A 26,469-nucleotide genomic window follows, 5' to 3' on the forward strand; every position below is an offset into this window, starting at 1 on the left:
GCCAACTTTCTTGCGTTTCCGCGCATCTCTATTGTGAAACACCGCAGAGCCACTAGAGTGCCGGACGTCACACCCCCCGCCACCTTGATCCGAGGAGTACCCTTGCGTCTGCTCAGCCTCAGCGCCTTGGGAGCGGCCCTCATCTCGGCCGGTCTCGTCGCCCCTGCATTGGGCGAGGCGACGGTCGGCAGCGCGAACGGGGTCAAGACCACCCCGAGCGTCGCCCGACCCGGACAGCGGGTCGACCTGACGGTTCCGGACTGCTCAGCCGGCCGTGCGCGCCACTGGGCAGCCTCCAAGGCCTTCGCCAAGGACGTGACGCTGGGCGGCAAGGCCGACAGCGGCCACGGCACCGCCACCGTCAAGCACGGCCTCAGCTCCGGCACCTACGACATTGTCGCTCACTGTGACGGCCGCAAGGTCTCCGGACGGCTGAAGGTCTCGACGAAGCGCTCCTGGCCGGTCCTCGTTCCCACCGGCCTGAAGCGCCCCGAGGTCACCCTGGGCAAGTAACACCCGGCACCCCAGCCCCATTCGAATGCTTATTCGAATGGGGCTCTTTTCGTGCATCAAAGCCCTTTACAAGTAATTACACAATCCCGCGTAAAGGCCCGAGTGCACACAAGATCCAATCCCGCCGCCGCTCGGCCGCCAAGATCCTCAACCCTGACTCGTCTCAAAAAGCGAGACAAATGCGCAGTCACGTAGCGTGATTACGATCGGCAACACGGACCGGCGACAAAGGGCGACGAGAGTGACGAACGCCACTCTCGTCAATGTGAATTTTCTACGATCTCAGCCCTTGAACATTCATGTTTGATCATGTGATACTTCCGTCAAATCCCCACATAAGGCACAGTCGTTAAGAAATCGCAAGGAATGCCCACCTGAGCCCAGCCGGTCTCATCGTCCGCCCATCCCACCCGGTGTACTCATCTCCGCCTAGTTTCACACTGAGGGACAGTCGAGAATGTCCACCGCTGTCATGGCATCCATGCCAGGAGGCCTGAGCCTCCGCCTGCCTTCCGAAGACACGCGCCCTCCACCTGAACCCCCCGTTCACAACGGCCCCGGCCACCGCGTTCGGGCCCCCGCCACAGCACCGGCACTCGGCTGACGACCGAGGTTTCATCCAAGCAACTTGTTCAACGCCGACCGCCCTGATCAGGGACGGCCGGTCATCGGCCTGCGCGAATTTCACCCTTGAGCGCATCGGTGGTCGAGTCACCGGATCACCGCAGGCCGCGGGCAAAGGAGAGCACGGAATGGCCGTCGACCACGAAATACGTTCTGCACGAAAAGCCATCGGCCTCCCCGCCCGCCGCGTCGTTCCCCGGCTCGTCCGCGATCCGCTCAGCACCCTCGAAGAGATCAATCGCGAGGCCGCCGGTGAGATCACCCGGCTGCATCTCGGTGCGTTCCGCCCGTACCTCGTCACCCGACCGGAGCACATCCAGCACATCCTCAGAGACAACGCGGACAACTACCGGCGCGAAGGCCTGATGTGGAAGCCCTTGAGCAGGCTCGTCGGCGAACCTTCAGGAGCGGACCCGGCCTGGCCGCTGAAGCGCCGGATCTTCCAGTCCATGCTCACCGGCAAGAGCATCGAGGCGGTCACCGACGACATGGCCGCGACGATCGCCTCGAACGTGGACGAGCTGGGGCAGCGCGTCGGAGCCGGCGTTCCGGTCGACACCGCGGACGAGCTCACGCGAATCGTCTACCGTGCGATCCTCCGCATCTTCATCGGTGACAAGCTCTCGCTCGCCGACGCCGACCGGCTCGGCGAGGCCATCATGGTGGCGACCACCTCGTCGTTCCGTTCGCGGATGCTCCTCCCCTTCGTTCCGCACGCGATCCCGCTGCCCGGGGACCGTGCTTTCCACCGGGCCGTGCAGGCCGTGGACGACATCGTGTTCCCGATCGTCCGCGAAACGCGCCGGCTGCATGCGGAGGGACTCGAAACCCCCGGGCGCGACATCGTGTCGTTGATGTTGCAGGCCAGGGACGCGGACGGAGCCGGTCTCGACGACCAGGGAGTCCGTGACGGCGTCGTCTCACTGTTCGTCGCCGGTACGGAGACGACGGTGACCGCGTTGAGCTGGCTCTGGGTCGTCCTGGCCGAGCGCCCGGACGTGGCCGACACCTTGCGCGACGAGATCGACCGAGTTGTCGGGACGGACGCGCCCGGCCGCCGGCACCTGCCTGAACTGCGATACACGAAGATGGTCCTGCAGGAGCTGCTGCGGATCTACTCCGTTGGCTGGATCATCCCGCGCACCGTCGTGGCGGACGACGTCATCGACGGCGTGCGGCTCCAGCGTGGTGCAATCGTCGCGGTCAGTCCTTATCTCACCCACCGTGTTCCGGACGTGTGGCCGGAACCGGAGGTCTTCGATCCCGAACGCTTCGCGCCCGGCCGAACCCGCCATCGGTTCTCCTACCTCGCTTTCGGCGCCGGACCGCATCAGTGCGTGGGCAGCGTTTTCTTCACGGTCGAGGCACAGCTGATCGTCGCGAGCATGATCAGCCAGTTGCGTCCCGCGCTCGACGGGCCACCCGACATCAAGCCGCAGGCAGGGCTGACCCTGAAGCCCCGACGCCCCATCCGGATCGTGTTCCAGCCGCCTGAGAGCAGGTAGCGCGACATGAGCACACCCGTCAGCCCCTTGCAGGAGGACGGCATCCAGATCGCCGCCGAGCACGGCCGGATCTGTGCCCTGGCCACGGACTGCCAGCGCGACCTGCAGCAGTGCACCGCCGAACACCAGTCGCTGTTCAGCGGCAACCCCTTCGACCCTCGGCTTGTCAGCGGAGTCGCCCTGGCCAACGCGTTCGGATCTCCGTGGGCCACGGCCGACGAGCTGCGCATCGCCTGCCGTTCATCGCTCTGGGTCTTCGCAGCCGACTGGCTGGTTGACTATGTCGCGAAGTCGCGGGAAGAGGTAGACGCCCTGGCCCACGGATGCCTCGCCGTGGCGGACGGATCTCCTCCGTCGCCGGAAATTCCCCTCACCGTGTTCCTGGCGCAGATCCGGGACGATCTGGCCGCCGCCCCAGCCTTCGCCTCGCTCCACCCCAGGTGGTGTACACAGCTCGAGCGCTATCTGACCGCGATGGCCACCGAATGGGACTGGCAGGCCGCCCGGAGCAACGGCGGAGCGCCTCCACCCACATTCGACTCATATCTCGACAATGCCGACAACTTTGGCTCCACCTTCGTCAACGTCTCGCACTGGATCATGACCTGCGAGCCCGACTCACTGGAGCACTTCGATCGCCTCTGGTCCGCCAGCGGCATCGTCCAGCGGGTGCTCCGGCTGCTCAACGACCTGGCCACCGCCGAACGCGAAGTGACCTGGGGTGATCTGAACGCGCTCGCCCTCGGGGTAAGCCGCGAAGCCGTCCGGCGACGCATCACGGCGCTGGTCGCTGAATTCCGCGATCTCGCCGCGTCCCTGCGCGCGGACTGCCCACGGGAAACCGCCTACCTAGAGCGCCAGATCGGCTACAGCACCGGGTTCTACAGCCGTACCGACTACTGGGGTGACCTGTGAGACGGCTGGAGGCCACCGAGACCACGGCCGGTCCCGGAACACACAAGACCGGTATCGCCACCCAGGCCGACACCAGCACCGAGGCCGGCACCGTCACCGAACCCGACATCGTCACCGAGGCCGACGCGCTCGTCGCAGGGCTCGCCGCCCAGCCCTGGGGGCAGGTCTCGTCCTCGCTCTACGAGACCGCACGGCTGGTCAGCCTCGCCCCCTGGCTCCTCGGACATGGTGAACGGCTCGGTCATCTGCTGGCCGCGCAGCGTGCCGACGGCGGATGGGGCGGCCCGGACGGCTACGGGCTGGTCCCGACGCTGAGTGCGACCGAGGCGCTCCTGTCGGTGCTCCGTCATGGCGCTGGAGGAGCCGACCGGCGCGTCCTCGGCAAGGCTGCGGAGAAAGGGCTCTGGGTGCTGTCCGGCTGGTTGGACGGGACCTCCAGCCCCACTCCGCCGGATATGCCCGCGATAGAGCTGATCATGGCTTCGCTGATCGAGTCCATCAACCTGCATCTCGACGCTTTGACCTCCCCTACCGCAACGGGTCCCGCCGCGGCCCCCACCGGGCTGTGCGCGTGGCCGACTGCGGCGCGGCTCCCCAACCACCCCGGCTGGGACGCCGCCTGGCTAAAGCCGGTCCGTGCTGTTCTGGCCACTGGCCAGAACGTCCCAGAAAAGATGATCCACGCCCTGGAAATCGCCGGCCCAATGGCACACCGCTTCCGCGCCGCCCAGCCCGGTCCGCTGACCGGGGTGATCGGAGCTTCGCCCGCCGCGACGGCGGCCTGGCTCGGCCCAAACGAGCCCTCTGCGGCAGACCCTTCGCGTCGTTTCCTGGAGGCGGTGGTGGAGCGCTACGGCCCCGCGGTCCCGTGCGGTGTGCCCGTCACGGCCTTCGAACGTTCGTGGGTCCTGAGCGTGCTCCACCGCGCGGGCATCAAGGTCTCCGTCTCCAACGACATGCTCACCGGCCTTTCCTCGATGTTCGGACCGAACGGGACTCCGGCCGGAGAGGGACTTCCGGCGGACGCCGACACCACGTCCGTAGTCGTCCACACGCTGGCCGCGCTGGGTGTCCCCCGTTCGCCCGACATCCTGCTCAATTATGAGTTGGACACGCACTTCTGCACCTGGCCTGGCGAGCAGGGTTCCTCAGTGAGCACCAACGCCCACGTGCTCGACGCCTTCAGCCAGTACGTGGCGTGCCGTCCCGAAACCGCCCCCCGATACGCGGCCGCCATGGCGAAGACCCGCGCATGGCTGCGGGGGCAACAGCGGGACGGAAGCTGGACGGACAGGTGGCACGTTTCGCCCTACTACGCGACGTCATGCGCCGTGCTGGCACTGACCGGGTCCGGGGCCCAGAACGGTCGGGAAGGCAGCGGCAACCGGGAAGACGCCCACCATGTACGAACAGCCGTGCACTGGACACTGGCGGGGCAGCAGACGGACGGTTCGTGGGGCGTTTGGGGCGCGACCGCCGAGGAGACCGCGTACGCGCTTCAGATTCTGCTCGCCACACCTCCTGCGCCTGAGGACGCCGTTGCCGTGACGAACGCTGTCGCGCGGGGCCGGGCCTGGCTCCTCCACGCCCTCGACCTGTCGGAACATCCGGCTCTATGGCACGACAAGGATCTTTATCTTCCCAGCGCAATTGTGCGGGCGAACGTCCTGGCTGCGCTGCGCCTCACTCATAACCAGATAGTGAGGTCGTGAGTCAATCGCGGCGAGATGATGGAAGCGTGAATTATGCCACACGGTGCTCACCACCGCTCGTGGCCAGAATGACGTCAATTTTGCACCTTTAGGCAAAGCGGCGTTGCTAAGGTACTTCCTGCGTGGAGCAGTCCACCCCCGGACGCTCCGCGCTCCCCCCACCAAGGGCTGGCAACCGTTCATCCACCACGGGATTGCGGGTCCGACCAAACTCCCAGGACGGGTCAATGCGCTTCCGCAACTCACGCCTGCGGACCAAAATCGCCGCTCTGCTCCTCTCACTCGCGGCTCTCTGGGCCTTCGCCGCTTGGGTGACGCTGCGCGAGGGACTGGGCCTGCTCTGGGCCAGCACCCTCGACGAGAAAGTCAGCCGGCCGACGGTGAGCCTGGTGACCGCGCTTCAGAAGGAACGCCGACTTTCGCTGATCTACCTGGGCAATCCAGGCATTGCGCAGCGAGAGGCGCTCAATGCGCAGCGAATGCGCACGAATGCCGAGGTCACGAAGGTACGCAAGTCGGTGTCCGGGGGTGACGTCTCGCTGGCGGGCAGCGACACGCTCGAAAGACGCATCAGGGAAATGCTCCATGAGCTTGACGCCCTCAATCCAGACCGAGGCGCGATCGACTCACGGCGAACGGACAGGCTCCGAACCGCGGAGAGCTACAACGGCTTGGTAGATGCGGCCTTTCGAGTCTTCGGCTCGACCGGCGCGGTACTCAATGACGAGGAGATCTCCAAAGACAGCCGGACGCTGACCGCCCTCATCAGAGCCAAGGAGATCCTGTCGCGCGAGGACGCGCTGCTCGCCGGCGCGATCGCGGCGGGCCGCTACGACCCCGGCGAACTTGCGCGGTTCACCCAGATCGTGGGCACCCAGCGGTTCCTCCACGCCGAGGCGGCGGTCGAGCTCCCCGGAGCCGACCTTCGGCGTTACAAGCAGGTCATGACGGGTCCGGCGGGACTGCGTCTCCGCAGTCTTGAGGACCGCACGATCCAGCAACGCACGGCCCGCCGCCCTCCGGTCGAAGCCTCTGAATGGCAGGCGACGACGGCGCCGGCGCTCGAGCAGCTGGAGAAGGTCGTACTCGACGGCGGTGACGACCTCGTGGAGCGTGCACAACCGGTCGGCATCGGCATCATGGTCCGGCTGTTGCTGGCCGGTGGCCTCGGGCTGCTGGCGGTCATCGCGTCGATCGTCGTGTCGATCACGACGGCGCGAGCGCTGGTGCGGCAGCTCGAACGGCTCCGGAACGCGGCTCTGGAACTGGCCGAGCGGCGACTGCCAGGGGTGGTCGAGCGGCTGGGACATGGCGAGGAAGTGGACGTCGCCAAGGAGGCTCCGCCGCTGGAGTTCGGCTCGGACGAGATCGGGCAGGTGGGACACGCGTTCAACGCCGTCCAGGAGACCGCGATCCGGACCGCCGTCGAGCAGGCCGAGCTGCGGCGCGGTATCCGGGACGTCCTGCTGAGCCTGGCCCGGCGTACGCAGACCCTCGTGCACCGGCAGCTGAGCATGCTCGACCAGATGGAGCGCAAACGCGACATCGACCCCAAGGACCTGCAGGAGCTGTTCCGGCTCGACCACCTGGCCACGCGCATGCGGCGGAACGCCGAAAACCTCATCGTGCTCTCCGGCTCCATCCCAGCGCGTGGCTGGCGGCGTTCGGTGCCGATGGTCGACGTCGTCCGGGCCGCGGTCGGCGAGGTCGAGGACTACACGCGGGTACAGGTCCTGCCGATCGGCAACGTCGAGCTGACCGGACGCGCGGTCGGCGACGTCACCCACCTGCTGGCCGAGTTGATCGAGAACGCCGTGACGTTCTCGCCGCCCGACACGGTCGTCCAGGTCGGCGGCCACGCCGTGGCCAACGGATTCGCGCTCGACATCGAGGACCGCGGGCTCGGGATGGGCGACGAGAAGATAGCGGAGCTGAACCAGCGGATCGCCGACCCGCCGGAGTTCAACCTGCAGAGCTCGGTGCAGCTCGGCCTGTTCGTGGTCGGCAAGCTGGCCGAGCGCTACAACCTGCAGGTCTCGCTCAAGCGCTCGGCGTACGGCGGCACCACCGCCGTCGTCGTGATCCCGCGCGAGCTGGTCGTGGACGGATCCGAGGCTGACGACGAACGGAAGTCCACCGCCACGACCCAGAACGGGCTGGAGGTACGCCAGCCCGCCCTGACCGCCGCCACGGCGGCCCCGGAGACAGCGAAGGGACCCGCGCTGGTTTCGGTGATCTCCACCCCGCCGGCCACCTCCACCTCGCCGGCCACCTTTGCCGAGGAGGCCCTCGAAGATGAGGAAGCTCTCGGTGACGATGAACCGGCCCCGGAACTCCCCTCGGAGGCGGACGTCCCCAGCACCCCCGGTGGGCTGCCGGTGCGGGTTCCGCAGGCGAGCCTGGTGCCCGCTCTGAAGGCCGAAGAACCGGCCCCCGCGCCGGAGCCGGAGGATGAGCCCGGGCGATCGCCGGAGGAGATTCAACGGATCATGGGCTCGTACCAGCGCGGCACGGTACGGGGGCGGACTGTGGCTGCGGCCAAGGGCGCGGCAGAAGGCGAGGACGAACAGTGACGCAGAAGACGGGTTCGGCGGCGGACTTGAGCTGGTTGCTGGACGATCTGATCGGCCGCTTGCCGCATGCCAGGCACGCGGTGGTCCTGTCCGCTGACGGACTGCTGATGGCCTCGTCGCGCGACATGAGCCAAGACGACGGCGAGCATCTCGCGGCGGTGGCGGCCGGCATCCAGAGTCTCGCGAAGGGCGCCGGGACGCGCTTCGGCGGCGGTCCGGTGCGGCAGACGATCGTCGAGATGCAGTCGGCGTTCATGCTCGTCAGTGTGGCGGGGAAGGGTGCCTGCCTCGCGGTGCTCAGCGATGAGGAGTCCGATGTGGGACTCATCGCGTACGAGATGGCGGTGCTCGTCACCAGCATGGGTGATCACCTGACGAGCCCGTCGCGAACGGAAGAACAGGCCTCGTCATGATGCCCCCCGAGGAGCCGCCGCCCCACGAGCGATGGCTCGACGACAGCGCCGGTCCGATGGTCCGGCCGTACGTGATGACCAGTGGCCGGATCGAACCCACGCGCGGCAAGTTCGACCTGATCACGCTGGTGGTGGCGGTGGCCCCGGAGGCGGCAGGCGAGGTGGGGCTGGGTCCCGAGCATCTGGCGATCACGCGGCTGTGCCAGTCGGTGATGTCGGTGGTCGAGCTCACCGGCCATCTCGACCTGCCGGTGGCCACCGTCCGGGTCCTGCTGGGCGACCTCCTCGACAAGGGCCTCATCACCCTGCAGGAACCCCAACCGGAGGCGGACATGCACGACATCACTCTCTACAAGGCGGTGATCGATGGTCTCCGGGCCCTCTAACGAGCGCCGGCTCCCGACGGCGGTCAAGATCGTGATCGCGGGCGGTTTCGGGGTGGGCAAGACCACGATGGTCGGCACCGTGTCGGAGACCGCGCCGCTGCGGACCGAGGAGATCCTCACCGACCAGGGCGTGGGCGTCGACGACGTGTCCGGCGTCGAGAGGAAGCAGACCACCACGGTCGCGATGGACTTCGGCCGCATCACGATGCGCGACGAGTACGTGCTCTACCTCTTCGGCACCCCGGGCCAGGAACGTTTCTGGTTCATGTGGGACGAGGTGTCGCTGGGCGCGCTCGGTGCCGTCGTGCTCGCCGACACGAGACGCCTCTCGGAGTGCTTCCCGTCGGTCGACTACTTCGAGCGCCGAGGCACCCCGTTCATCGTGGCGGTCAACTGCTTCGAGGGGGCCCGCCGGTTCGACCTGGAGGAGATCCAGCAGGCCCTCAACCTGGGCCCGAGCGTGCCGGTCATGCTCTGCGACGCCCGCAGGCTCGACTCGTGCAAGGAGGTCCTGGTCAACCTGGTCCTCCACGCCATGAAGGTCCGCGGCCTCCCCTCAACCGAGCCGCAGAATGCCTGACGACGACCGTCATGTGCACCGCGAGCGCGCGGCGCTGAGCGGAGAACGAGCCGAAGGCGATGTTCTCCGCGAAGATCGCGAAGCGATGTCGCGCTCGCCGCTTTTGCGGTTCGGGTCCGAGCCGCCAGGCGAGGGCCCGAGGCCGCGAAAGCAATAAGCACTGCGCCTAGCCGGTGCGGGAGACGACGTAGTCGCAGAGGCCGGTGAAGGCGGCGCGGACGGGGATGTCGGGGAGGGTCTCCAGCTCGGCGCGGGCGTCTTCGGCCCAGCGGCGGAGGTCGGTGCGGGCGCGGTCCATGGCGGGGTGGGCGCGCAGGAGCGCGAGGGCCTCGGCGTGCAGGGCGTCGTCGGTGAGGTCCTGGGCGAGGAGCTCGCGCAGCCGGGCGTCGTCGGGGCCCGAGCCGTTGCCGGCGAGGACGAGGTGCATCGGCAGGGTGCGGATGCCCTCGCGCAGGTCGGTGCCCGGGGTCTTGCCCGACTGCTCGGCGTCCGAGGCGATGTCGAGGATGTCGTCGGAGAGCTGGAAGGCGACGCCGATCTTTTCGCAGGCGGAGGTGATGGTGTCGACCACGTGCGGGGGGGCGCCGCCGAGGAGGGCGCCGAACTGGCCGGAGACGGCGATGAGGGACGCGGTCTTGTCGGCCACGACCTGCAGGTAGTGCTTGAGCGGGTCGGCGTCCTGGGTCGGGCCGACGGTCTCCTGGATCTGGCCGCGGACCAGGCGGGCGAACGCGCGGGCCTGGATGCGGACGGCCTCGGGGCCGAGGTCGGCCAGCAGGTCGGAGGCGCGGGCGAAGAGGTAGTCGCCGGTGAGGATGGCGACGGTGTTGGTCCACCGGGCGTTGGCCGACGGCGAGCCCCGGCGCACCGTCGCCTCGTCCATGACGTCGTCGTGGTAGAGCGTGGCCAGGTGGGTCAGCTCGACCACCACCGCGGCCGGGACGACGCCGGCTGCGGCGGGGTCGCCGAAGTGGGAGGCGAGCAGCACCAGCATCGGGCGGAAACGTTTGCCCCCGGCCTCGACCAGGTGCTTGGAGGCCTGGGTGAGCAGCGGATCCTCGCTGTGGACCGACTCGAGCAGCAGGCTCTCGACGGCCGCGAGCCGCTCCAGCATGTCGGAGGCGAGGCCGTCGTCCACGGCCAGACCGAACGGAACGGCGCTGCTACTCACCCAAACCCCCTACCGGAGCACTACCGGACGAACATCTGTGTCGCGGCTTGTCCTGCGAGGTCCAGCATGGGCTGGGGCAGGACGCCGAGTACCACAGTAGCCGTCAGCCCGAGGGCGACCGCAGCCGCGGTCGCCGGTCCGGCCACGACCGTCGGCCCGTCGGCCTCCGGCTCGCTGAAGAACATGACCACGATCACCCGGACGTAGAAGAACGCGGCGATGGCCGAGGACAACACGCCGACCACGACCAGCGGGGTCGCACCGCTCTCGATGGCCGCCTTGAAGACCGCGAACTTCCCGGTGAATCCACTGGTCAGCGGGATACCGGCGAACGCCAGGAGGAAGAAGGCGAACACCCCGGCGACCACCGGGGAACGTTTGCCCAGGCCAGCCCAGCGGGACAGGTGACCGGCCTCGCCGCCCGCGTCCCGGACCATGGTGATCACGGCGAACGCGCCGATCGTGGTGAAGCCGTAGGCCGCCAGGTAGAACAGCGTGCTCGACAGGCCGTCCCGCGAGGTCGCGATCACACCGGTGAGCAGGAAGCCCGCGTGTGCGATCGAGGAGTACGCGAGGAGCCGCTTCACGTCGGTCTGCGTGATCGCGATGATCGCGCCCGCGACCATTGTGAGAATGGCCACACCCCACATGACCGGCCGCCAGTCCCACCGCAGGTTCTCGAACGCCACGTAGAACACCCGCAACATCGCACCGAACGCCGACACCAGCGTGCAGGACGCCATCAGCGCGGTGATCGGGGTCGGGGCACCCTGGTAGACGTCCGGCTTCCACATGTGGAACGGCACCGCGCCCAGCTTGAACAGCAACCCGACGGTCAGCAGCGCCGCCCCGGCCAGCAGCAGGGTCTCGCTGCCCGCGTTCTTGCTCAGCTGGTCGGCGATCACCGACAGCCGCACGGAACCGGCGTAGCCGTACAGCAGCGCCACCCCGTACAGGAAGAACGCCGAGGAGAAGGCGCCCAGCAGGAAGTACTTGACCGCGGCCTCCTGCGACAGCAGCCGCCGGCGCCGCGCCAGCCCGCACAGCAGGTAGAGCGGCAGGGAGAGGATCTCCAGCGCCACGAACATCGTGAGCAGGTCGTTCGAGGCAGGGAAGGCCAGCATGCCGCCCACCGCGAACATCATCAGCGGGAACACCTCGGTCTGGGTGATCCCCGCCGCCATCGTCTCCTGCTCGGCCTCACTGCCCGGCAGCGCCGCGGCCTGCGGCGCGAAATGGGCCTTCGTGCCGCGCTCGGAGATCAGCAGGAGGGAGATCAGGGCCAGCACCAGGATCGTGCCCTGCAAGAACAGGGTCGGCCCGTCCACCGCCAGCGCGCCTTCGGCCGCGACATGGAAGGGCTTGTCCGTGTACGCCAGCACGCACGTCCAGGCAAAGGCGCCGATCAGCCCGAGGAAGGCCAGCGGCACCTGCACCGAGTAGCGCCAGGTGCGCCCGACGAACGCCTCGACGAGCACGCCCACGACCGCGACGCCGAAGACCAGCAACATCGGAGCGAGCTGCCCGTACTCGATGTGCGGCGCGGAGATGTCCCCCTGCGCCAGCACGGCCTTGGCGATCATGGGCGCGCTCCGTTCTCAGCGACGTTGCCGGTGGGGGCCGGATCCTTCTTGTCGACCCGGCTCAGGGTCTGTTCCACCGACGGGTTGATCACGTTCAGCACCGGCTGCGGGAAGAAGCCCATCACCACGATGAGCGCGATGATCGGCCCGACCGCCCACACCTCGCGGCGGGACAGGTCGGCCATGCCCTTGACCTTCTCGGTGGCAGGCCCGCCCATCGTCCGCTGGTACATCCACAGGATGTAGATGGCGGCGAGGACGACACCCGTCGTGGCGATCAGGGCCGGCACCTTGTAGCGGGTGAACGTCCCGGTCAGCACCAGGAACTCCGACACGAACGGCGCGAGGCCCGGCAGCGACAACCCCGACAGCCCGGCGATCAGGAACATCCCGGCGAGCTTCGGGGCCTCCTTCTGGACGCCGCCGTAGGCATCGACCCGGGCCGACCGGCGCCGGACGATCATAAAGCCGACGATCAGGAACAGCGCGCCGGTGGAGAAGCCGTGGTTGACCATGTAGAGCGCGGCACCCGACTGCCCCTGCGAGGTCATCGCGAAGATGCCCAGCACGATGAACCCGAAGTGCGAGATCGAGGTGTAGGCGACCAGCCGCTTCAGGTCGACCTGGCCGATCGCGAGCACCGCGCCGTAGATGATGCTGATCACGGCCAGCGTGAGCACCACCGGGGTCGCCCAGTTCGCCGCGCCCGGGAAGAGCTCCAGGCAGAACCGCAACATCCCGTACGTGCCGACCTTGTCCAGCACGCCCACGATCAGCACCAGCGCACCCGCCGGGGACTGCCCGGCCGCGTCCGGCAGCCACGTGTGCACCGGCACCATCGGCGCCTTGATCGCGAACGCGATGAAGAAGCCCACGAAGAGCCACTTGGCCGTGGTCGGGTCGATGTTGAGCTTGCTCAGCTCGCTGAAGAGGAACGTGCCCTGCCCGAGCCCGCCCTCGCTCGCCGGCTTGGCCGACAGCGGGTAGAGCCAGATCACCGCGACGAGCATGACCAGCCCGCCGAACAGCGAGTAGAGCAGGAACTTCACCGCGGCGTACGAGCGCTGCGCGCCGCCGTAGGACCCGATGATGAAGTACACCGGGATCAGCATCGCCTCGAAGAAGACGTAGAAGAGGAAGACGTCGGTCGCCGCGAAGACGCCGATCATCATCGACTCCAGCACCAGGATCAGCACGAAGTACGTCTTCACCGAGCGCTTGGCGGGCACGTCGACGCCGCCCGACCGGTCAGCGTCGTTCCACGAGGCCAAGATGACCAGCGGGACCAGCACCACCGACAACAGCACCAGCGTCAGCGCGATGCCGTCGACGCCGACCGCCCAGTGGACCCCGAAGTCCTTGATCCACCAGTAGGTCTCGTCGAACTGGAACCGCGCCCCGCCGGTGTCGAACTGCGACGCCATCACACCGGCGACCACCGCGACCACCAGCGAGACGCCGAGCGCGACCCGCTTGACCAGCTCTTCGCCCCCGCGTGGCAGCAGCCCCACGATCAGCGCGCCGAGCAGCGGCAACGCGATGAGGAGGCTCAGCCAGGGAAAGTCTTCCATCAGACGTTCACCACCAGGAGCGCCGCCACCACGAGGGCCGCGCCGAAGAACATGGACAGGGCATACGAACGGGCGAAGCCGGTCTGGACGCGCCGGACCCGGCCCGAGGTGCCGCCGATCCCGGCCGCGAGGCCGTTCACCGCGCCGTCCACGCCCCGGTTGTCGAACCAGACCGCCAGCCGGGTCAGCCACTGGCCGGGCCGCATGAGCAGCGACTCGTTCAGCGCGTCGCCGTAGAGGTCCTTGCGTGCGGCGACCGTGGCGAACGAGCCCTTCGGCGCCTCACGCGGCACCGGCCGCGCCCCGTACTGGCGCCAGGCGATCCCGACACCGATCAGCATCAGCACGAACGTCGCGATGCCCGGACCGGTGATCGGCTTGAAGCCGTGGTGCTCGGGCTCGCCCACGACCGGCGCCAGGAAGTCGGAGAACCCACCGAGGATCAGGAAGCCGCCGGCGAACACCGACCCGACCCCCAGCAACATCAGCGGCACGGTCATGACCTTGGGCGACTCGTGCGGATGTGCGTCCTCGTCCCAGCGCTTCTCGCCGTAGAAGGTCATGAACATCACGCGCGACATGTAGTACGCGGTGATGCCCGCGCCGATCAGCGCGCACGCGCCGAGGATCATCCCCGAGGTGCCGCCCTTCGCGAACGCGGCCTCGATGATGCCGTCCTTGGTGAACCAGCCCGACAGCCCCGGGAAACCGATGATCGCCAGGTAGCCGAGCCCGAACGTGGCCCACGTCAGCACCATCATCGAGCGGAGCGCGCCGTAGTGGCGCATGTTGACGTCGTCCTTCATGCCGTGCATGACCGAACCGGCGCCGAGGAACAGCCCCGCCTTGAAGAAGCCGTGCGCGATGAGGTGCGCGATGGCGAAGGCGTACCCGGCCTTGCCGAGCCCGGCGGCCAGGTGCATGTAGCCGATCTGCGACATCGTCGAGCCGGCCAGCGCCTTCTTGATGTCGTCCTTGCCGGTACCGATGATCGCACCGGCGAGCAGCGTGGCGGCTCCGACTATCGTCACGACCAGCTGCGCGGTGTCGGACATCTCGAAGATCGCCGCGGACCGCACGATCAGGTAGACACCGGCGGTCACCATGGTCGCCGCGTGGATGAGCGCCGACACCGGGGTCGGGCCCTCCATCGCGTCCAGCAACCAGGACTGCAGCGGGAGCTGGGCCGACTTGCCGCACGCGCCCAGGAGCAACAGCAGGCCGATCGCGGTCGCCGTCCCGGTGCCGAGCTTGGAGGCGAGCCCCACGTGCTCGGCGCCCGTGCCCAGGATCTGGTCGAACGAGACGGTCCCGAACGTGGCGAACATCAGCATGATCGCCGCGACCAGGCCGAAGTCACCGACCCGGTTGACCACGAACGCCTTCTTGGCCGCCGTGGCCGCGGTCGGCTTGTACTGCCAGAACCCGATCAGCAGGTACGAGGCGAGACCGACGCCCTCCCAGCCGATGAACATCGCGACGAAGTTGTCGCCGAGCACCAGCAGGAGCATCGCCGCGACGAACAGGTTCAGATAGGCGAAGAACTTCCGCCGCTCCGGATCGTGGGCCATGTAGCCGATGGAGTAGATGTGGATCAGCGAGCCCACACCGGTGATCAGGAGCACGAAGCTGATGGACAGCGGGTCCACCAGCAGTCCCATGTCGACCTTGAACGAGCCGACGTCGAAGAACTCCCAGAGGTGCAGGGTCCGGCGGCGCTCCTCAGCGCCGTAGCCGAGCATCTGGACGAACATCACCGCGCCGACCACGAACGAGCCGAGCGACATCAGCACGCCGAGGAGGTGCCCCCACTTGTCGGTGCGGCGTCCGCCCAGCAGCAGGATCGCCGCGCCCGCCAGCGGGAGCGCTATGAGGAGCCAGGCGAGCGCCTGGACTCCTTCTGCTTCCAATCCAGCCTTCACCAGCGCACCTCAGTACTTCAGCAGGTTCGCGTCGTCCACCGACGAGGACCTGCGGGTCCGGAAGATGGTCATGATGATCGCGAGGCCCACCACGACCTCGGCCGCCGCCACGACCATCACGAAGAACGCGATGATCTGGCCGTCGAGGTTGCCGTGCATGCGGGAGAACGACACGAACGCGAGGTTCGTGGCGTTGAGCATGAGCTCGACGCACATGAACACCACGATCGCGTTGCGGCGCACGAGCACACCGATCGCGCCGATGGTGAACAGGATCGCCGAGAGGGCCAGGTAGTGCCCGGGACTCATCGACCAGCCTCGCCTTCGTTCGACGGGAGCACCGGTGTCCCGGCCTTGACCTCCCGCGCCTCGGACTCCGCGCCCTCGGCCTCCTCGGTCACGGCCTTCACGGCGGCCACGTCCTGCCCGAGCGCCTCCTCCTCGGTCCCGCCGTACAGGTCGGCGTGCCGGGAGGCGGTGTCGGTGCGGGCCGCGATGACCGGGTTGACCGACAGCTCGGACGGCGTCCCGTCGGGCAGCAGCGCGGGCATGTCGACCGCGTTGTGCCGCGCGTACGTACCCGGGCCGGGCAGCGGGCCGGGGTGCTGACCGGACACACCGGCGGCCCCCGCGGCGTAGGTCTCGAACCGCTTCTTCGACAGGTCCCGCTGGGTCGGCTTGGGCGTGGTGCGCTCGCGGTGCGCCAGCACCATCGCGCCGAGCGCGGCGGTGATCAGCAGCGCGCTCGTCGCCTCGAACGCGAACACGTACTTGCCGAACAACAACCGCGCCAGCCCGACCACGTTGCCCTCGCCGTTGGCCTGCTTGAGGCCCGCCGAGTCGCTCAGCGCCGCCTCCCCGAGACCGAAGACCAGCAGCACCAGGAAGCCGATCCCGCCGATGCCCGCCCAGAGCCGCTGCCCGCGGATCGTCTCCACCAGGGAGTCGGTGGAGCTCACCCCCACGAGCATCAGCACGAACAGGAAGAGCATCAGCACGGCACCGGTGTAGACGATCACCTGGACGAACGCGAGGAACGGCGCGTCCTGGATCGCGTACAGCGCGGCCAGCGACAACATCACGACCGCCAGCAGCATCGCGGAGTGCACCGCCCGCCGCATGAAGACCATGCCGAGTGCGGCGAGCACCGACGCGATCGCCAGCACCCAGAAGAAGAACGGCTCGCCCGGCTGCGCGTCGGCGACCTGGGCGGCCGTGACCACGTCCGCCCTCACTTCTTGTCACCCTCTTCGCGACGCTTCTTTCGGGCACCCTTCTCACGGGCCACCGCGGCGTCCATGCTCGCGCGCCCGCCGCCCTCGCTCGGGATGCCCGGACCCTCGTCCGGCTGGAGGCCCAGCCGGTAGTAGTCCTCCTCGGTCTCGCCGAGGCGCATCGCGTGCGGCGGGGTCTCCATGCCCTCGCGGAGCGGCGCCAGCAACATGTCCTTGGTGTAGATGAGGCTCTCGCGGCTGTCGTCGGCGAGCTCGTACTCGTTCGTCATCGTGAGCGCCCGCGTGGGGCACGCCTCGATGCACAGCCCGCAGAGGATGCAGCGCAGATAGTTGATCTGGTAGACGCGGCCGTACCGCTCACCCGGGGAGTAACGCTCGTCCTCGGTGTTGTCGGCGCCCTCGACGAAGATGGCGTCGGCGGGACAGGCCCAGGCGCACAGCTCGCAGCCGACGCACTTCTCCAGCCCGTCAGGCCAGCGGTTGAGCTGGTGCCGGCCGTGGAACCGCGGTGCGGTCGGCTTCTTCACCTCGGGGTACTGCACGGTCTCGCTCTTGGTGAACATCTGGTGGAACGAGACCCCGAACCCTTTGACCGGGTTCAGGAAGTCAGTGAAGCCCACTGGTGACCTCCTTACGAGAGGTAGTGGTCTTTCCGTGGTAGTGGGGCGCGTCCATGGGCGGCACCGGGAATCCGCCCGCCGCGGCCACGTCGGCAGGAGCAGCGGGCTGGCCGCCGACTCCCCCGGCACCACCGCCCGCCACATCCGGGATGATCTGCTTCTCCTTGCCGCCGTCGCCGCGGGCGGTCTCCCAGACCAGCGTGACGATGATGATCACGCCCAGCGCGACGGCGGAGTAGATCGAGATCCGGCCCATGTCGTAGCCCTCGTTCTTGAGGGCCCGGATGGTGGCGACCAGCAGGATCCAGCCCAGCGAGAAGGGCATCAGCACCTTCCAGCCGAGCTTCATCAGCTGGTCGTAGCGGACCCGGGGCAGCGTGCCGCGCAGCCAGATGAAGAAGAAGATGAACAGGACGAGCTTGATGACGAACCAGAGCACCGGCCACCAGCCCTGGTTGGCACCCGCCCACACCGTGGAGATCGGCGCCGGGGCGCGCCAGCCGCCCAGGAAGAGCGTGGTGCACAGCGCCGACAACGTCGCGAGGTTGATGTACTCCGCGAGGAAGAACATCGCGAACTTCAGCGACGAGTACTCGGTGTGGAAGCCTCCGACGAGCTCGCCCTCACCCTCGGGGAGGTCGAACGGGATGCGGTTCGACTCGCCCATCATCGTGATCACGTAGACCAGGAACGACGGGAACAGCAGGAGCACGAACCACTTGTCGGCCTGCGCGTTGACGATGCCGGTCGTCGACATGGTCCCCGCGAAGAGGAACACCGCGACGAACGACAGTCCCATCGCGATCTCGTACGAGATGACCTGCGCCGATGAGCGCAGCCCGCCGAGCAGCGAGTAGGGCGACATCGACGACCAGCCCGCCAGCACGATCCCGTAGACGCCCATCGACGACATCGCCAGCACCAGCAGGACCGCCACCGGCAGGTCGGTGCCCTGCAGCGCCGTCTGGTGACCGAAGACCGAGACCGTCGGGCCGAACGGGATGATGGCGAACGAGATGAACGCCGGCACCGCCGAGATGATCGGCGCCAGGACAAAGACGATCTTGTCGACCTGGCGGGGGACGATGTCCTCCTTGAGCGCCAGCTTCACGCCGTCCGCGAGACCCTGCAGCAGGCCGAACGGGCCGGCGCGGTTGGGACCGACGCGCAGCTGCATCCGGCCGATGACGCGGCGTTCCATCCACATGGACATCAGCACGGTGACCACGAGGAAGACGAAGATGACCAGCACCTTGCCGCCGATCAGCCACCACGGATCCTTGCCGAAGGTGCCCAGCGTCGGGTCGGTGGCGGCCGGTCCGGCGGCGGCGGTCACTTCGGTGGCGGCCGTGGCCAGGGTGGCGTGCAGACTCATCGGGAGCCTCCAGAGGAGATCTTGACCACGGTTCCCGCGGCCACGCCCAGATCGCGGTAGAGGGCACAGCCGGCCGAGTTCGTCGGCAGCCAGACCACCCGGTCCGGCAGGTCGGCGGTGATCTCCAGCGGCAGCGTGACCTCGCCGTGCCCGGCCGACACGGCGACCGAGGCACCGGAGCCGTTCGCACCGATCTCGGCGGCGGTCGCGGGCGACAGCCGGACCACCGCGGGCTTGGCCGTGCCGGCCAGGTACGGCTCGCCGTCCTGCATGCTGCCCTTGTCGAGCAGCAGCCGCCAGGTGGCCAGCAGTGCCTCGCCGCGCTCGGGCTGCGGCTGGGCTCCCTGCGCCACGTTCGGCGCCGCGGGCCGCTCGCCCCGGTAGGCGCCGAGCCCGGCGAGCTCGCGCCGCGCGGCCTCCGGCCCCGGCAGCGCCAGGTGCACGTCCATCTCGTTCGCCAGCGCGTCCAGGACCCGCAGGTCGGACATGCGACCGGTGGACTTGAGCACGACGTCGAACGGGCGGCCGCGGCCCTCCCAGTCGACGAACGTGCCGGACTTCTCGGCGACGGCCGCGACCGGCAGCACCACGTCGGCCCGGTCGGTGACCGCGCTGACCCGCTGCTCCAGGCTCACCACGAACGGCGCGGCCTCCAGGGCGGCCAGCGCCGCCTTCGGGTCCGGCAGGTCGTACGGGTCGAAGCCGCCGACCAGCAGCGCCTCCCGGTCGCCCGCCGCCGCTGCCGCGAGGATCTCACCGGTGTCGCGTCCGGGTGCGGACGGCAGCTCGGCGACACCCCACGTGCGCGCCACCTCGGCGCGCGCGTCGGCGTCGGTGACCGGGCGGCCGATCGGCAGCAGCCCGGGCAGCGCCCCGGCCTCGATCGCGCCGCGTTCACCGGCCCGGCGCGGTACCCAGACCAGGCGGGCACCGGTCACCTGCGCCAGCCTGACCACGCTGGAGAGCGCGCCCGGGCTGGCAGCCAGCCGCTCGCCGACCATGATGATCGACCCGACCGGCAGCGCGTCGCCGGCGGAGGTGACCAGGTCGCCGAGCACCTCCGCCTCGGCGCCCGGCCGGGCCGGCAGCAGCGTGCCGCCGACCTTCTCCAGACCCCGGGTGGCGTAGGGGGCGACCGCCAGGACCTTCAGCCCCTTCTTGCGGAACGCCTTGCGGAGCCGCAGGAAGACGATCGGCGACTCCTCCTCCGGCTCGAACCCGGCCAGCAGGACCGCGGGCGCGTTCTCCAGATCGGAGTAGGAGACCTCGATGTCCCGGCCGGCGACCGACGAGGCCAGGAACTCGGCCTCCTCGCGCGAGTGCGCCCGGGCGCGGAAGTCGACGTCGTTGGTGCCGAGCGCGATGCGGGCGAACTTGGCGTACGCGTAGGCGTCCTCCAGGGTCACCCGGCCGCCGGTCAGCACGCCCGCCTTGCCGCGCGCCCGGGCGAGGCCCTCGGCCGCGAGGGTGAGCGCCTCCGGCCAGGAGGCGGGCTCCAGCACGCCCTCCTCGTTGCGGACGAGCGGGTGGGTGAGGCGGTCGGGCTGGGTGGCGTAGGTGAACGCCCACCGGCCCTTGTCGCAGTTCCACTCCTCGTTCACCTGCGGGTCGTCACCGGCGAGCCGCCGCGTGATCTTGCCGCGCCGGTTGTCGGCGCGGATCGCGCAGCCGGACGCGCAGTGCTCGCAGGTGGTCGGCGTCGACACCAGGTCGAACGGCCGCGACCGGAACCGGTAGGCCGCGCCGGTCAGCGCGCCGACCGGGCAGATCTGCACGGTGTTGCCGGAGAAGTAGGACTGGAATGGCTTGTCCTCGGCCGCGCCGACCTGCTCCTTGGCGCCGCGTTCGAACAGGTCGATGAACGCGTCACCGGCGATCTGGTCGGAGAACCGGGTGCACCGGGCGCACTGGATGCAGCGCTCCCGGTCGAGCAGCACCTGGCTGGACAGCGGGATCGGCTTGGGGAACGTCCGCTTGGTCTCGGTGAACCGCGTCTCTCCCCGTCCGTTGGACATCGCCTGGTTCTGCAGGGGGCACTCGCCGCCCTTGTCGCAGATCGGGCAGTCCAGCGGGTGGTTGATGAGCAGCAGTTCCATGACGCCGTGCTGCGCCTTGTCGGCCACCGGCGACGTCAGCTGGGTCTTGATGACCATGCCGGGCATCACGGTGGTCGTGCAGGACGCCGCCGGCTTGGGCATCCCGCGCCCGTTGCCCGCGTCCGGGATCTCCACCAGGCACTGGCGGCAGGCCCCGACGGGGTCGAGCAGCGGGTGGTCACAGAAGCGCGGGATCTGGATGCCGAGCAGCTCGGCGGCCCGGATGATCAGCGTGCCCTTGGGCACCTCGATCTCGAAGCCGTCGATGGTGACCGGCACCATCTCCGTGTCCTTTGCCACCGCCTTCTTGTCATCGGTGACAGTCATCGGGCGGCACCTCCCCACAAGGTGGACTTGGCCGGGTCGAACGGGCAGCCGCCGTGCTCGAAGTGCTGGAGGTACTCGTCGCGGAAGAGCTTGATGGACGAGACCACCGGGCTCGTCGCACCGTCGCCCAGCGCGCAGAACGAGCGGCCGAGGATGTTCTCCGACAGGTCGAGGAGCGTCTCCAGGTCCTCTTCCTTGCCGTCCCCGGCCTCCAGGCGCTTGAGCATCTGCTTGTACCAGTAGGTGCCCTCGCGGCACGGCGTGCACTTGCCGCACGACTCGTGCGCGTAGAACTCCGACCAGCGCAGCACGGCCCGGACGACGCAGGTCGTCTCGTCGAAGATCTGCAGCGCCCGGGTACCGAGCATCGAGCCCGCGGCCCCCACCGACTCGAAGTCGAGGGGAACGTCCAGGTGCTCGTCGGTGAAGATCGGGGTGGAGGACCCGCCCGGCGTCCAGAACTTCAGCCGGTGGCCCTCGCGGATCCCGCCCGCCATGTCGAGGAGCTCGCGCAGCGTGATGCCGAGCGGCGCCTCGTACTGCCCGGGCTTGGTCACGTGCCCCGACAGCGAGAAGATCCCGAAGCCCTTGGACTTCTCGGTGCCCATCGAGGAGAACCAGTCCGCGCCGTTCTCCACGATCGAGGGAACCGAGGCGATCGACTCGACGTTATTGATCACGGTGGGACCGCCGTAGAGTCCCGCGACCGCCGGGAAGGGGGGCTTCAGCCTGGGTTGGCCGCGGAACCCCTCCAGCGAGTCGAGCAGCGCCGTCTCCTCACCGCAGATGTACGCCCCGGCGCCGGTGTGCACGACCAGTTCGAGGTCGTAGCCGCTGCCGAGGATGTCCTTGCCGAGGTAACCGGCCTCGTATGCCTCCGCGACCGCCGCCTGAAGGCGCCGGATCACGTGCAGCACCTCGCCGCGCACGTAGATGAACGCGTAGTTGGAGCGGATGGCGTAGGAGCTGATGATGACGCCCTCGACCAGCACGTGCGGGTTGGCCATCATCAGCGGGATGTCCTTGCACGTGCCCGGCTCGGACTCGTCGGCGTTCACGACCAGGTACCGCGGGTTGGGGCTGGTCGGCGGCAGGAACCCCCACTTCATCCCGGTGGGGAAGCCCGCGCCGCCGCGGCCGCGCAGACCGGAGTCCTTCACCGCCTGCACGATGGTGTCCGGCTCCATGCCGAACGCCTTGCGCAGGGCCTTGTAGCCGCCCTCGCGTTCGTACGCGGCGCGCGTGAAGGAGTCGCTCTGGTCCCAGTTCTTTGTGAGAACGGGAGTCAGCGTCGTCACTTGTTCTCACCTTCCTGGCTGCCGGGCTTGACCGCGCCGCCGATGGGCTTGCCCGGCTCGTTCGGCGGCGGATCGGTGATCTCGCTCGGCCTGACCGGCTCGTGCGGCTGCGGCTCGTCGTCCCCGTTCGGCTCCGGGGCGGTCCAGCCGCGCTCCTTGGCGAGCGCGAGACCGACCAGCGACTCGGCGCCGGCTTGGAGTCCCTCGCCGGCCCTGCCGTCCGGGAACCCGGCCAGCACGCGGGAGGCCTCCTTCCAGCTGCACAGGCTCGTGGGCCCGCGTGAAGGAAGTACTTCCCCACCGGAACGCAGGTCGTCGACCAGCTCCTTGGCCTTGCCGGGAGTCATGTTGTCGAAGAACTCCCAGTTGACCGTCATCACCGGGGCGAAGTCGCAGGCCGCGTTGCACTCGATGCGTTCCAGCGAGACCTTGCCGTCCGGCGTGGCCTCATCGTGGCCGACGCCCAGATGGTCGCTGACCTCGTTCCAGATCTGGTCGCCGCCCATCACCGCGCAGAGCGTGTTGATGCAGACACCCACGTGGTACTCGCCGACCGGAGCCCGCTTGTACTGCGTGTAGAAGGTGCTGACGCCCGTGACCTGAGCGGGGGTGATGCCCAGCTGCTCGGCGCAGAACTCGATGCCGTCCTGGGTGATGTGCCCGTCCACCGACTGCACCAGGTGCAACATCGGCAGCAGCGCCGACCGGGGCTTGGGATAGCGCCCGATGATCTCCTTGGCGTCCGCTTCGAGGCGCTCACGCACGTCGGGTTCATAAGCCATTAACGGTCCACTCCCCCCATGACCGGGTCGATACTGGCGACGGCCGCGATCACGTCGGCGATCATGCCGCCCTCGGCCATCGCCGGGGCGGCCTGCAGGTTGGTGAAGGACGGGTCGCGGAAGTGCACGCGGTAGGGGCGGGTGCCGCCGTCGCTCACCACGTGCACGCCGAGCTCGCCGCGCGGCGACTCGATGGCCGCGTACGCCTGCCCGGCCGGGACCCGGAAGCCCTCCGTCACCAGCTTGAAGTGGTGGATGAGGGCCTCCATGGAGGTGCCCATGATGTGCGCGATGTGGCGCGGCGAGTTGCCCATGCCGTCGGCGCCGATGGCCAGCTGCGCCGGCCAGCCGATCTTCTTGTCCTCGATCATCACCGGGCCCTTGACCGACTGCAGCCGCTCCACGCACTGCTCGACGATCTTCAGGGACTCCTCCATCTCCTGCATGCGCACGAGATAGCGGCCGTAGACGTCGCTGGTGTCCTGCGTGGGCACCTCGAAGTCGTAGGTCTCGTAGCCGCAGTAGGGCTGCGACTTGCGCAGGTCCCACGGCAGGCCCGTCGCGCGGAGCATGGGGCCGGTGATGCCCAAGGCCATGCAGCCGGTCAGGTCCAGGTACGCGATGTCCTTGGTGCGCGCCAGGTAGACCGGGTTGGAGTCCATCAGCTTCCGCAGTGCCTGGATGCGCTTCGGCATGCGGTCCAGGTAGTCGCGGATGGAGCTCAGGGCCCCGCTCGGCAGGTCCTGTGCGACGCCGCCGGGACGCACGTACGCCATGTTCATGCGCAGGCCCGTGATCTCCTCGAAGAGGTCAAGGGTGTACTCGCGCTCGATGAACCCGTTGAGCATGACCGTCGTGGCGCCCAGCTCCAGGCCGAACGTGGCGATCGCGACCAGGTGCGAGGAGATGCGGTTGAGCTCCATCATCATCACGCGGATGATCTGGGCCCGCTCCGGCACCTGGTCGGTGACGCCGAGCAGCTTCTCCACACCCAGGCAGTACGCCGTCTCGTTGAAGATCGGCGCCAGGTAGTCCATGCGCGTGCAGAACGTGGTGCCCTGCGTCCAGGTGCGGAACTCCATGTTCTTCTCGATGCCGGTGTGCAGGTAACCGATGCCCACCCGGCACTCGTTCACCGTCTCGCCGTCGAGCGTCAGGATGAGCCGGAGCACGCCGTGTGTGGACGGGTGCTGCGGGCCCATGTTGACGACCAGGCGCTCGTCGCCCAGGTCCTCCGCGGCGCCCACGACCTTGTCCCAGTCCTGGCCGCCGACGTCGAAGACCTTGCCCTCGGCGGCCTCTTCGGCGGCGTACGCGTCGTATTCGGTGTACTTCGTGGACGGACTCATGCTGCACCCCCCGCTCGGCTCCGGGGCGCCTTCCGGCGCCGCCTTCCCTCGTCGCTCTGGTCGCTGCGCTCCCGGCGCTCCTCAGTCCAGGCGACGCCGCGCCCCTGCACCTCGCTCATACGTAGGACCTCCGCTCGTCTGGCGGCGGAATCTCGGCGCCGCGGTACTCGACGGGGATGCCGCCGAGCGGGTAGTCCTTGCGCTGCGGGTGGCCGACCCAGTCGTCCGGCATCTCGATGCGGGTGAGCGCCGGATGACCGTCGTAGACGATCCCGAAGAAGTCGTAGGTCTCCCGCTCGTGCCAGTCGGCGGTCGGGTAGACCGGGACGAGCGACGGGACGTGCGGGTCGGCGTCGGGGCAGGTCGACTCCAGCCGGACGCGCCGGTTGTGCGTGATCGAGAGCAGGTGGACCACCGAGTGCAGCTCGGCGCCGGTGTCCTGCGGATAGTGCACGCCGGAGACGCCGGAGCACAGCTCGAACCGCAGCGACGGTTCGTCCCGCATGGTCCTGGCGACCGTGGCCAGGTGCTCGCGCTTGACGAAGAACGTCATCTCGCCCCGATCGACCACGACGCGCTCGATCGCGTCGCCGAAGTCCGGGAGGGCGCGTTCCAGCTCGTCGGCGACCTCGTCGAAGACGCCCGCCTCGGTGGCGCCCTCGGGCCCGCCGTAGGGGCGCGGCGTGGAGACCTTCGGCGACTGCCGGACGACCAGGCCGCCGTACCCGGAGGTGTCGCCGGTCGTCTTGGCGCCGAACATGCCCATGCGGGTGACCGGCTGCTCCTTGCGCTCCTCCTCGGAGTGCGCAGGCAACTGGTCGGCGGCCTGCTCCGCCTTCTGCTCAGGATGCTGAGAGCTCATTAGATCCCCTGTCCCAGCAACGGCAATTGACGCCGCTTGGCCTCTTCCAGCTGCTCGATCTGCTTCTCGCGCTGCGGGCCGAGCTTGGTGTTCTGGATCTTGTCGTGCAGCTTGAGGATCGCGTCCAGGAGCATCTCCGGCCGCGGCGGGCAGCCGGGCAGGTAGATGTCCACCGGGACGATGTGGTCGACGCCCTGCACGATCGCGTAGTTGTTGAACATGCCGCCGGAGGAGGCGCACACGCCCATCGCGATGACCCACTTGGGCTCGGTCATCTGGTCGTAGATCTGCCGGAGCACCGGGGCCATCTTCTGGCTCACCCGGCCGGCAACGATCATCAGGTCGGCCTGCCGCGGCGTCGCCGACGCCCGTTCCATCCCCCAGCGGGAGAAGTCGTGGCGGGGGTCGCCGGTCGCCATCATCTCGATCGCGCAACACGCGAGACCGAAGGTGGCGGGCCACACCGAGCTCTTACGAGCCCATCCGGCCACCTGCTCGACGGTCGTCAGCAGGAAGCCGCTAGGGAGTTTCTCTTCAAGACCCATATCAGTCCCACTCCAGACCACCGCGCCGCCAAATGTAGGCGTACGCCACCAGCACGGTGAGGATGAACAGGACCATCTCCACAAGACCGAAAATTCCCAGGTGGTCGAAGGCGACCGCCCAGGGATAAAGGAAGATGATCTCAATGTCGAAGACGATGAAGAGCATCGCCGTCAGGTAGTACTTCACCGGGAAACGCCCGCCGCCGGCCGGCTGCGGGGTCGGCTCGATGCCGCATTCGTAGGCGTCCAGCCGGGCCCGGTTCCAGCGCTTGGGACCCGTGAGGGCGGCCATCGCCACCGAACCCCCCGCGAAAACGAAGGCGAGCGCTCCAAGCACGATGATCGGAACATAGAGATCCATGCCTCTACAGCCCCTCCTCGGTTCGTACGACGTTGTACGTGGCGCGCCGCGAGTCCAGCCCGGAGGCATTTCCCGGACACGTCTCGATGGCGTATCCCAGTTCATGTCCGTGACGTCCGTCACGATTACGGGTCGCCACCTTAGCCAAGGC

At 68.5% G+C, this 26,469-nt stretch carries 23 protein-coding genes; 8 read left to right on the plus strand and 15 right to left on the minus strand.

Annotated features, from left to right (window positions below):
• The first annotated feature begins 102 nt into the window (after nucleotides 1-102).
• From ACH34W_RS42905 to ACH34W_RS42940, 8 genes are all read left to right on the plus strand, one after another.
• A complete protein-coding gene (locus ACH34W_RS42905) occupies nucleotides 103-513 on the plus strand; it encodes a hypothetical protein (RefSeq protein WP_395966966.1) in 411 nt (136 codons plus the stop codon).
• A 752-nt stretch (nucleotides 514-1,265) separates the two neighbouring features.
• Complete coding sequence (locus ACH34W_RS42910) at nucleotides 1,266-2,642, plus strand: cytochrome P450 (RefSeq protein WP_395966967.1); 1,377 nt, start codon at nucleotides 1,266-1,268, stop codon at nucleotides 2,640-2,642.
• 6 nt (nucleotides 2,643-2,648) lie between these two features.
• Nucleotides 2,649-3,557: a terpene synthase family protein gene (locus ACH34W_RS42915; RefSeq protein WP_395966968.1), complete on the plus strand. Its 909-nt coding sequence runs from the start codon at nucleotides 2,649-2,651 to the stop codon at nucleotides 3,555-3,557.
• Nucleotides 3,554-5,269 (plus strand): hypothetical protein, encoded by a 1,716-nt coding sequence (locus ACH34W_RS42920; protein WP_395966969.1) that lies wholly within the window; start codon nucleotides 3,554-3,556, stop codon nucleotides 5,267-5,269. The genes ACH34W_RS42915 and ACH34W_RS42920 overlap by 4 nt, the downstream gene beginning before the upstream one ends.
• Before the next feature lie 227 nt (nucleotides 5,270-5,496).
• Nucleotides 5,497-7,842 (plus strand): nitrate- and nitrite sensing domain-containing protein, encoded by a 2,346-nt coding sequence (locus tag ACH34W_RS42925; RefSeq protein ID WP_395966970.1) that lies wholly within the window; start codon nucleotides 5,497-5,499, stop codon nucleotides 7,840-7,842.
• Nucleotides 7,839-8,255 carry a roadblock/LC7 domain-containing protein gene (locus ACH34W_RS42930; protein WP_395966971.1) on the plus strand — a complete coding sequence of 139 codons (417 nt, stop codon included), beginning with the start codon at nucleotides 7,839-7,841 and terminating at the stop codon, nucleotides 8,253-8,255. The genes ACH34W_RS42925 and ACH34W_RS42930 overlap by 4 nt, the downstream gene beginning before the upstream one ends.
• Nucleotides 8,252-8,641: a DUF742 domain-containing protein gene (locus tag ACH34W_RS42935; RefSeq protein WP_395966972.1), complete on the plus strand. Its 390-nt coding sequence runs from the start codon at nucleotides 8,252-8,254 to the stop codon at nucleotides 8,639-8,641. The genes ACH34W_RS42930 and ACH34W_RS42935 overlap by 4 nt, the downstream gene beginning before the upstream one ends.
• A complete protein-coding gene (locus tag ACH34W_RS42940; protein WP_395966973.1) occupies nucleotides 8,622-9,221 on the plus strand; it encodes a GTP-binding protein in 600 nt (199 codons plus the stop codon). The genes ACH34W_RS42935 and ACH34W_RS42940 overlap by 20 nt, the downstream gene beginning before the upstream one ends.
• Before the next feature lie 166 nt (nucleotides 9,222-9,387).
• Here ACH34W_RS42940 and ACH34W_RS42945 read toward each other — a convergent pair whose 3' ends face one another.
• From ACH34W_RS42945 to ACH34W_RS43015, 15 genes are all read right to left on the minus strand, one after another.
• Complete coding sequence (locus ACH34W_RS42945) at nucleotides 9,388-10,335, minus strand: polyprenyl synthetase family protein (protein WP_395967098.1); 948 nt, start codon at nucleotides 10,333-10,335, stop codon at nucleotides 9,388-9,390.
• Between the two features lie 77 nt (nucleotides 10,336-10,412).
• Entirely contained in the window at nucleotides 10,413-11,975 is a 1,563-nt protein-coding gene (gene nuoN / locus ACH34W_RS42950; RefSeq protein WP_395966974.1) for an NADH-quinone oxidoreductase subunit NuoN, read from the minus strand.
• Nucleotides 11,972-13,546, minus strand: coding sequence for an NADH-quinone oxidoreductase subunit M (locus ACH34W_RS42955; RefSeq protein ID WP_395966975.1), 1,575 nt, complete (start codon nucleotides 13,544-13,546; stop codon nucleotides 11,972-11,974). The genes nuoN and ACH34W_RS42955 overlap by 4 nt, the downstream gene beginning before the upstream one ends.
• Nucleotides 13,546-15,456: an NADH-quinone oxidoreductase subunit L gene (nuoL, locus tag ACH34W_RS42960; protein ID WP_395967099.1), complete on the minus strand. Its 1,911-nt coding sequence runs from the start codon at nucleotides 15,454-15,456 to the stop codon at nucleotides 13,546-13,548. The genes ACH34W_RS42955 and nuoL overlap by 1 nt, the downstream gene beginning before the upstream one ends.
• A 21-nt stretch (nucleotides 15,457-15,477) precedes the next feature.
• The gene (nuoK, locus tag ACH34W_RS42965) at nucleotides 15,478-15,777 is read right to left on the minus strand and encodes an NADH-quinone oxidoreductase subunit NuoK (protein ID WP_395966976.1); all 300 of its coding nucleotides are present in this window, start codon (nucleotides 15,775-15,777) and stop codon (nucleotides 15,478-15,480) included.
• Entirely contained in the window at nucleotides 15,774-16,703 is a 930-nt protein-coding gene (locus ACH34W_RS42970) for an NADH-quinone oxidoreductase subunit J (RefSeq protein WP_395966977.1), read from the minus strand. The genes nuoK and ACH34W_RS42970 overlap by 4 nt, the downstream gene beginning before the upstream one ends.
• Nucleotides 16,700-17,323 carry an NADH-quinone oxidoreductase subunit NuoI gene (gene nuoI, locus ACH34W_RS42975; protein WP_395966978.1) on the minus strand — a complete coding sequence of 208 codons (624 nt, stop codon included), beginning with the start codon at nucleotides 17,321-17,323 and terminating at the stop codon, nucleotides 16,700-16,702. Before nuoI ends, ACH34W_RS42970 begins: the two co-directional genes overlap by 4 nt.
• Nucleotides 17,310-18,698, minus strand: coding sequence for an NADH-quinone oxidoreductase subunit NuoH (gene nuoH / locus ACH34W_RS42980; protein ID WP_395966979.1), 1,389 nt, complete (start codon nucleotides 18,696-18,698; stop codon nucleotides 17,310-17,312). Before nuoH ends, nuoI begins: the two co-directional genes overlap by 14 nt.
• On the minus strand, nucleotides 18,695-21,121 hold the full coding sequence (locus tag ACH34W_RS42985) for an NADH-quinone oxidoreductase subunit G (protein WP_395966980.1): 2,427 nt from the start codon (nucleotides 21,119-21,121) through the stop codon (nucleotides 18,695-18,697). Before ACH34W_RS42985 ends, nuoH begins: the two co-directional genes overlap by 4 nt.
• On the minus strand, nucleotides 21,118-22,419 hold the full coding sequence (nuoF, locus tag ACH34W_RS42990; RefSeq protein ID WP_395966981.1) for an NADH-quinone oxidoreductase subunit NuoF: 1,302 nt from the start codon (nucleotides 22,417-22,419) through the stop codon (nucleotides 21,118-21,120). Before nuoF ends, ACH34W_RS42985 begins: the two co-directional genes overlap by 4 nt.
• Nucleotides 22,416-23,201, minus strand: a complete 786-nt coding sequence (nuoE, locus tag ACH34W_RS42995) for an NADH-quinone oxidoreductase subunit NuoE (protein WP_395966982.1) — start codon at nucleotides 23,199-23,201, stop codon at nucleotides 22,416-22,418. The genes nuoF and nuoE overlap by 4 nt, the downstream gene beginning before the upstream one ends.
• Nucleotides 23,201-24,550: an NADH-quinone oxidoreductase subunit D gene (locus ACH34W_RS43000; protein WP_395966983.1), complete on the minus strand. Its 1,350-nt coding sequence runs from the start codon at nucleotides 24,548-24,550 to the stop codon at nucleotides 23,201-23,203. The genes nuoE and ACH34W_RS43000 overlap by 1 nt, the downstream gene beginning before the upstream one ends.
• Nucleotides 24,551-24,665: 115 nt before the next feature.
• Nucleotides 24,666-25,412, minus strand: coding sequence for an NADH-quinone oxidoreductase subunit C (locus ACH34W_RS43005; RefSeq protein WP_395966984.1), 747 nt, complete (start codon nucleotides 25,410-25,412; stop codon nucleotides 24,666-24,668).
• A complete protein-coding gene (locus tag ACH34W_RS43010) occupies nucleotides 25,412-25,957 on the minus strand; it encodes a NuoB/complex I 20 kDa subunit family protein (protein WP_395966985.1) in 546 nt (181 codons plus the stop codon). The genes ACH34W_RS43005 and ACH34W_RS43010 overlap by 1 nt, the downstream gene beginning before the upstream one ends.
• Nucleotide 25,958: 1 nt before the next feature.
• A complete protein-coding gene (locus tag ACH34W_RS43015; RefSeq protein WP_395966986.1) occupies nucleotides 25,959-26,318 on the minus strand; it encodes an NADH-quinone oxidoreductase subunit A in 360 nt (119 codons plus the stop codon).
• Between the last annotated feature and the right edge of the window lie 151 nt (nucleotides 26,319-26,469).

Source organism: Actinomadura sp. 6N118, assembly GCF_044326415.1.
Classification (GTDB): Bacteria; Actinomycetota; Actinomycetes; order Streptosporangiales; family Streptosporangiaceae; genus Spirillospora.

Coding starts and splice junctions, on each gene's coding strand:
- ACH34W_RS42915 (WP_395966968.1), top strand. CDS start 2,649: ATGAGCACACCCGTCAGCCCCTTGCAGGAGGACGGCATCCAGATCGCC.
- ACH34W_RS42940 (WP_395966973.1), top strand. CDS start 8,622: ATGGTCTCCGGGCCCTCTAACGAGCGCCGGCTCCCGACGGCGGTCAAG.
- ACH34W_RS42955 (WP_395966975.1), bottom strand. CDS start 13,546: ATGGAAGACTTTCCCTGGCTGAGCCTCCTCATCGCGTTGCCGCTGCTC.
- nuoH (WP_395966979.1), bottom strand. CDS start 18,698: ATGAGTCTGCACGCCACCCTGGCCACGGCCGCCACCGAAGTGACCGCC.
- ACH34W_RS42925 (WP_395966970.1), top strand. CDS start 5,497: ATGCGCTTCCGCAACTCACGCCTGCGGACCAAAATCGCCGCTCTGCTC.
- ACH34W_RS42910 (WP_395966967.1), top strand. CDS start 1,266: ATGGCCGTCGACCACGAAATACGTTCTGCACGAAAAGCCATCGGCCTC.
- ACH34W_RS43005 (WP_395966984.1), bottom strand. CDS start 25,412: ATGAGCTCTCAGCATCCTGAGCAGAAGGCGGAGCAGGCCGCCGACCAG.
- ACH34W_RS43000 (WP_395966983.1), bottom strand. CDS start 24,550: ATGAGTCCGTCCACGAAGTACACCGAATACGACGCGTACGCCGCCGAA.
- nuoE (WP_395966982.1), bottom strand. CDS start 23,201: ATGGCTTATGAACCCGACGTGCGTGAGCGCCTCGAAGCGGACGCCAAG.
- nuoK (WP_395966976.1), bottom strand. CDS start 15,777: ATGAGTCCCGGGCACTACCTGGCCCTCTCGGCGATCCTGTTCACCATC.
- nuoN (WP_395966974.1), bottom strand. CDS start 11,975: ATGATCGCCAAGGCCGTGCTGGCGCAGGGGGACATCTCCGCGCCGCAC.
- ACH34W_RS42945 (WP_395967098.1), bottom strand. CDS start 10,335: ATGCTGGAGCGGCTCGCGGCCGTCGAGAGCCTGCTGCTCGAGTCGGTC.
- ACH34W_RS42985 (WP_395966980.1), bottom strand. CDS start 21,121: ATGACTGTCACCGATGACAAGAAGGCGGTGGCAAAGGACACGGAGATG.
- ACH34W_RS42935 (WP_395966972.1), top strand. CDS start 8,252: ATGATGCCCCCCGAGGAGCCGCCGCCCCACGAGCGATGGCTCGACGAC.
- ACH34W_RS43010 (WP_395966985.1), bottom strand. CDS start 25,957: ATGGGTCTTGAAGAGAAACTCCCTAGCGGCTTCCTGCTGACGACCGTC.
- ACH34W_RS43015 (WP_395966986.1), bottom strand. CDS start 26,318: ATGGATCTCTATGTTCCGATCATCGTGCTTGGAGCGCTCGCCTTCGTT.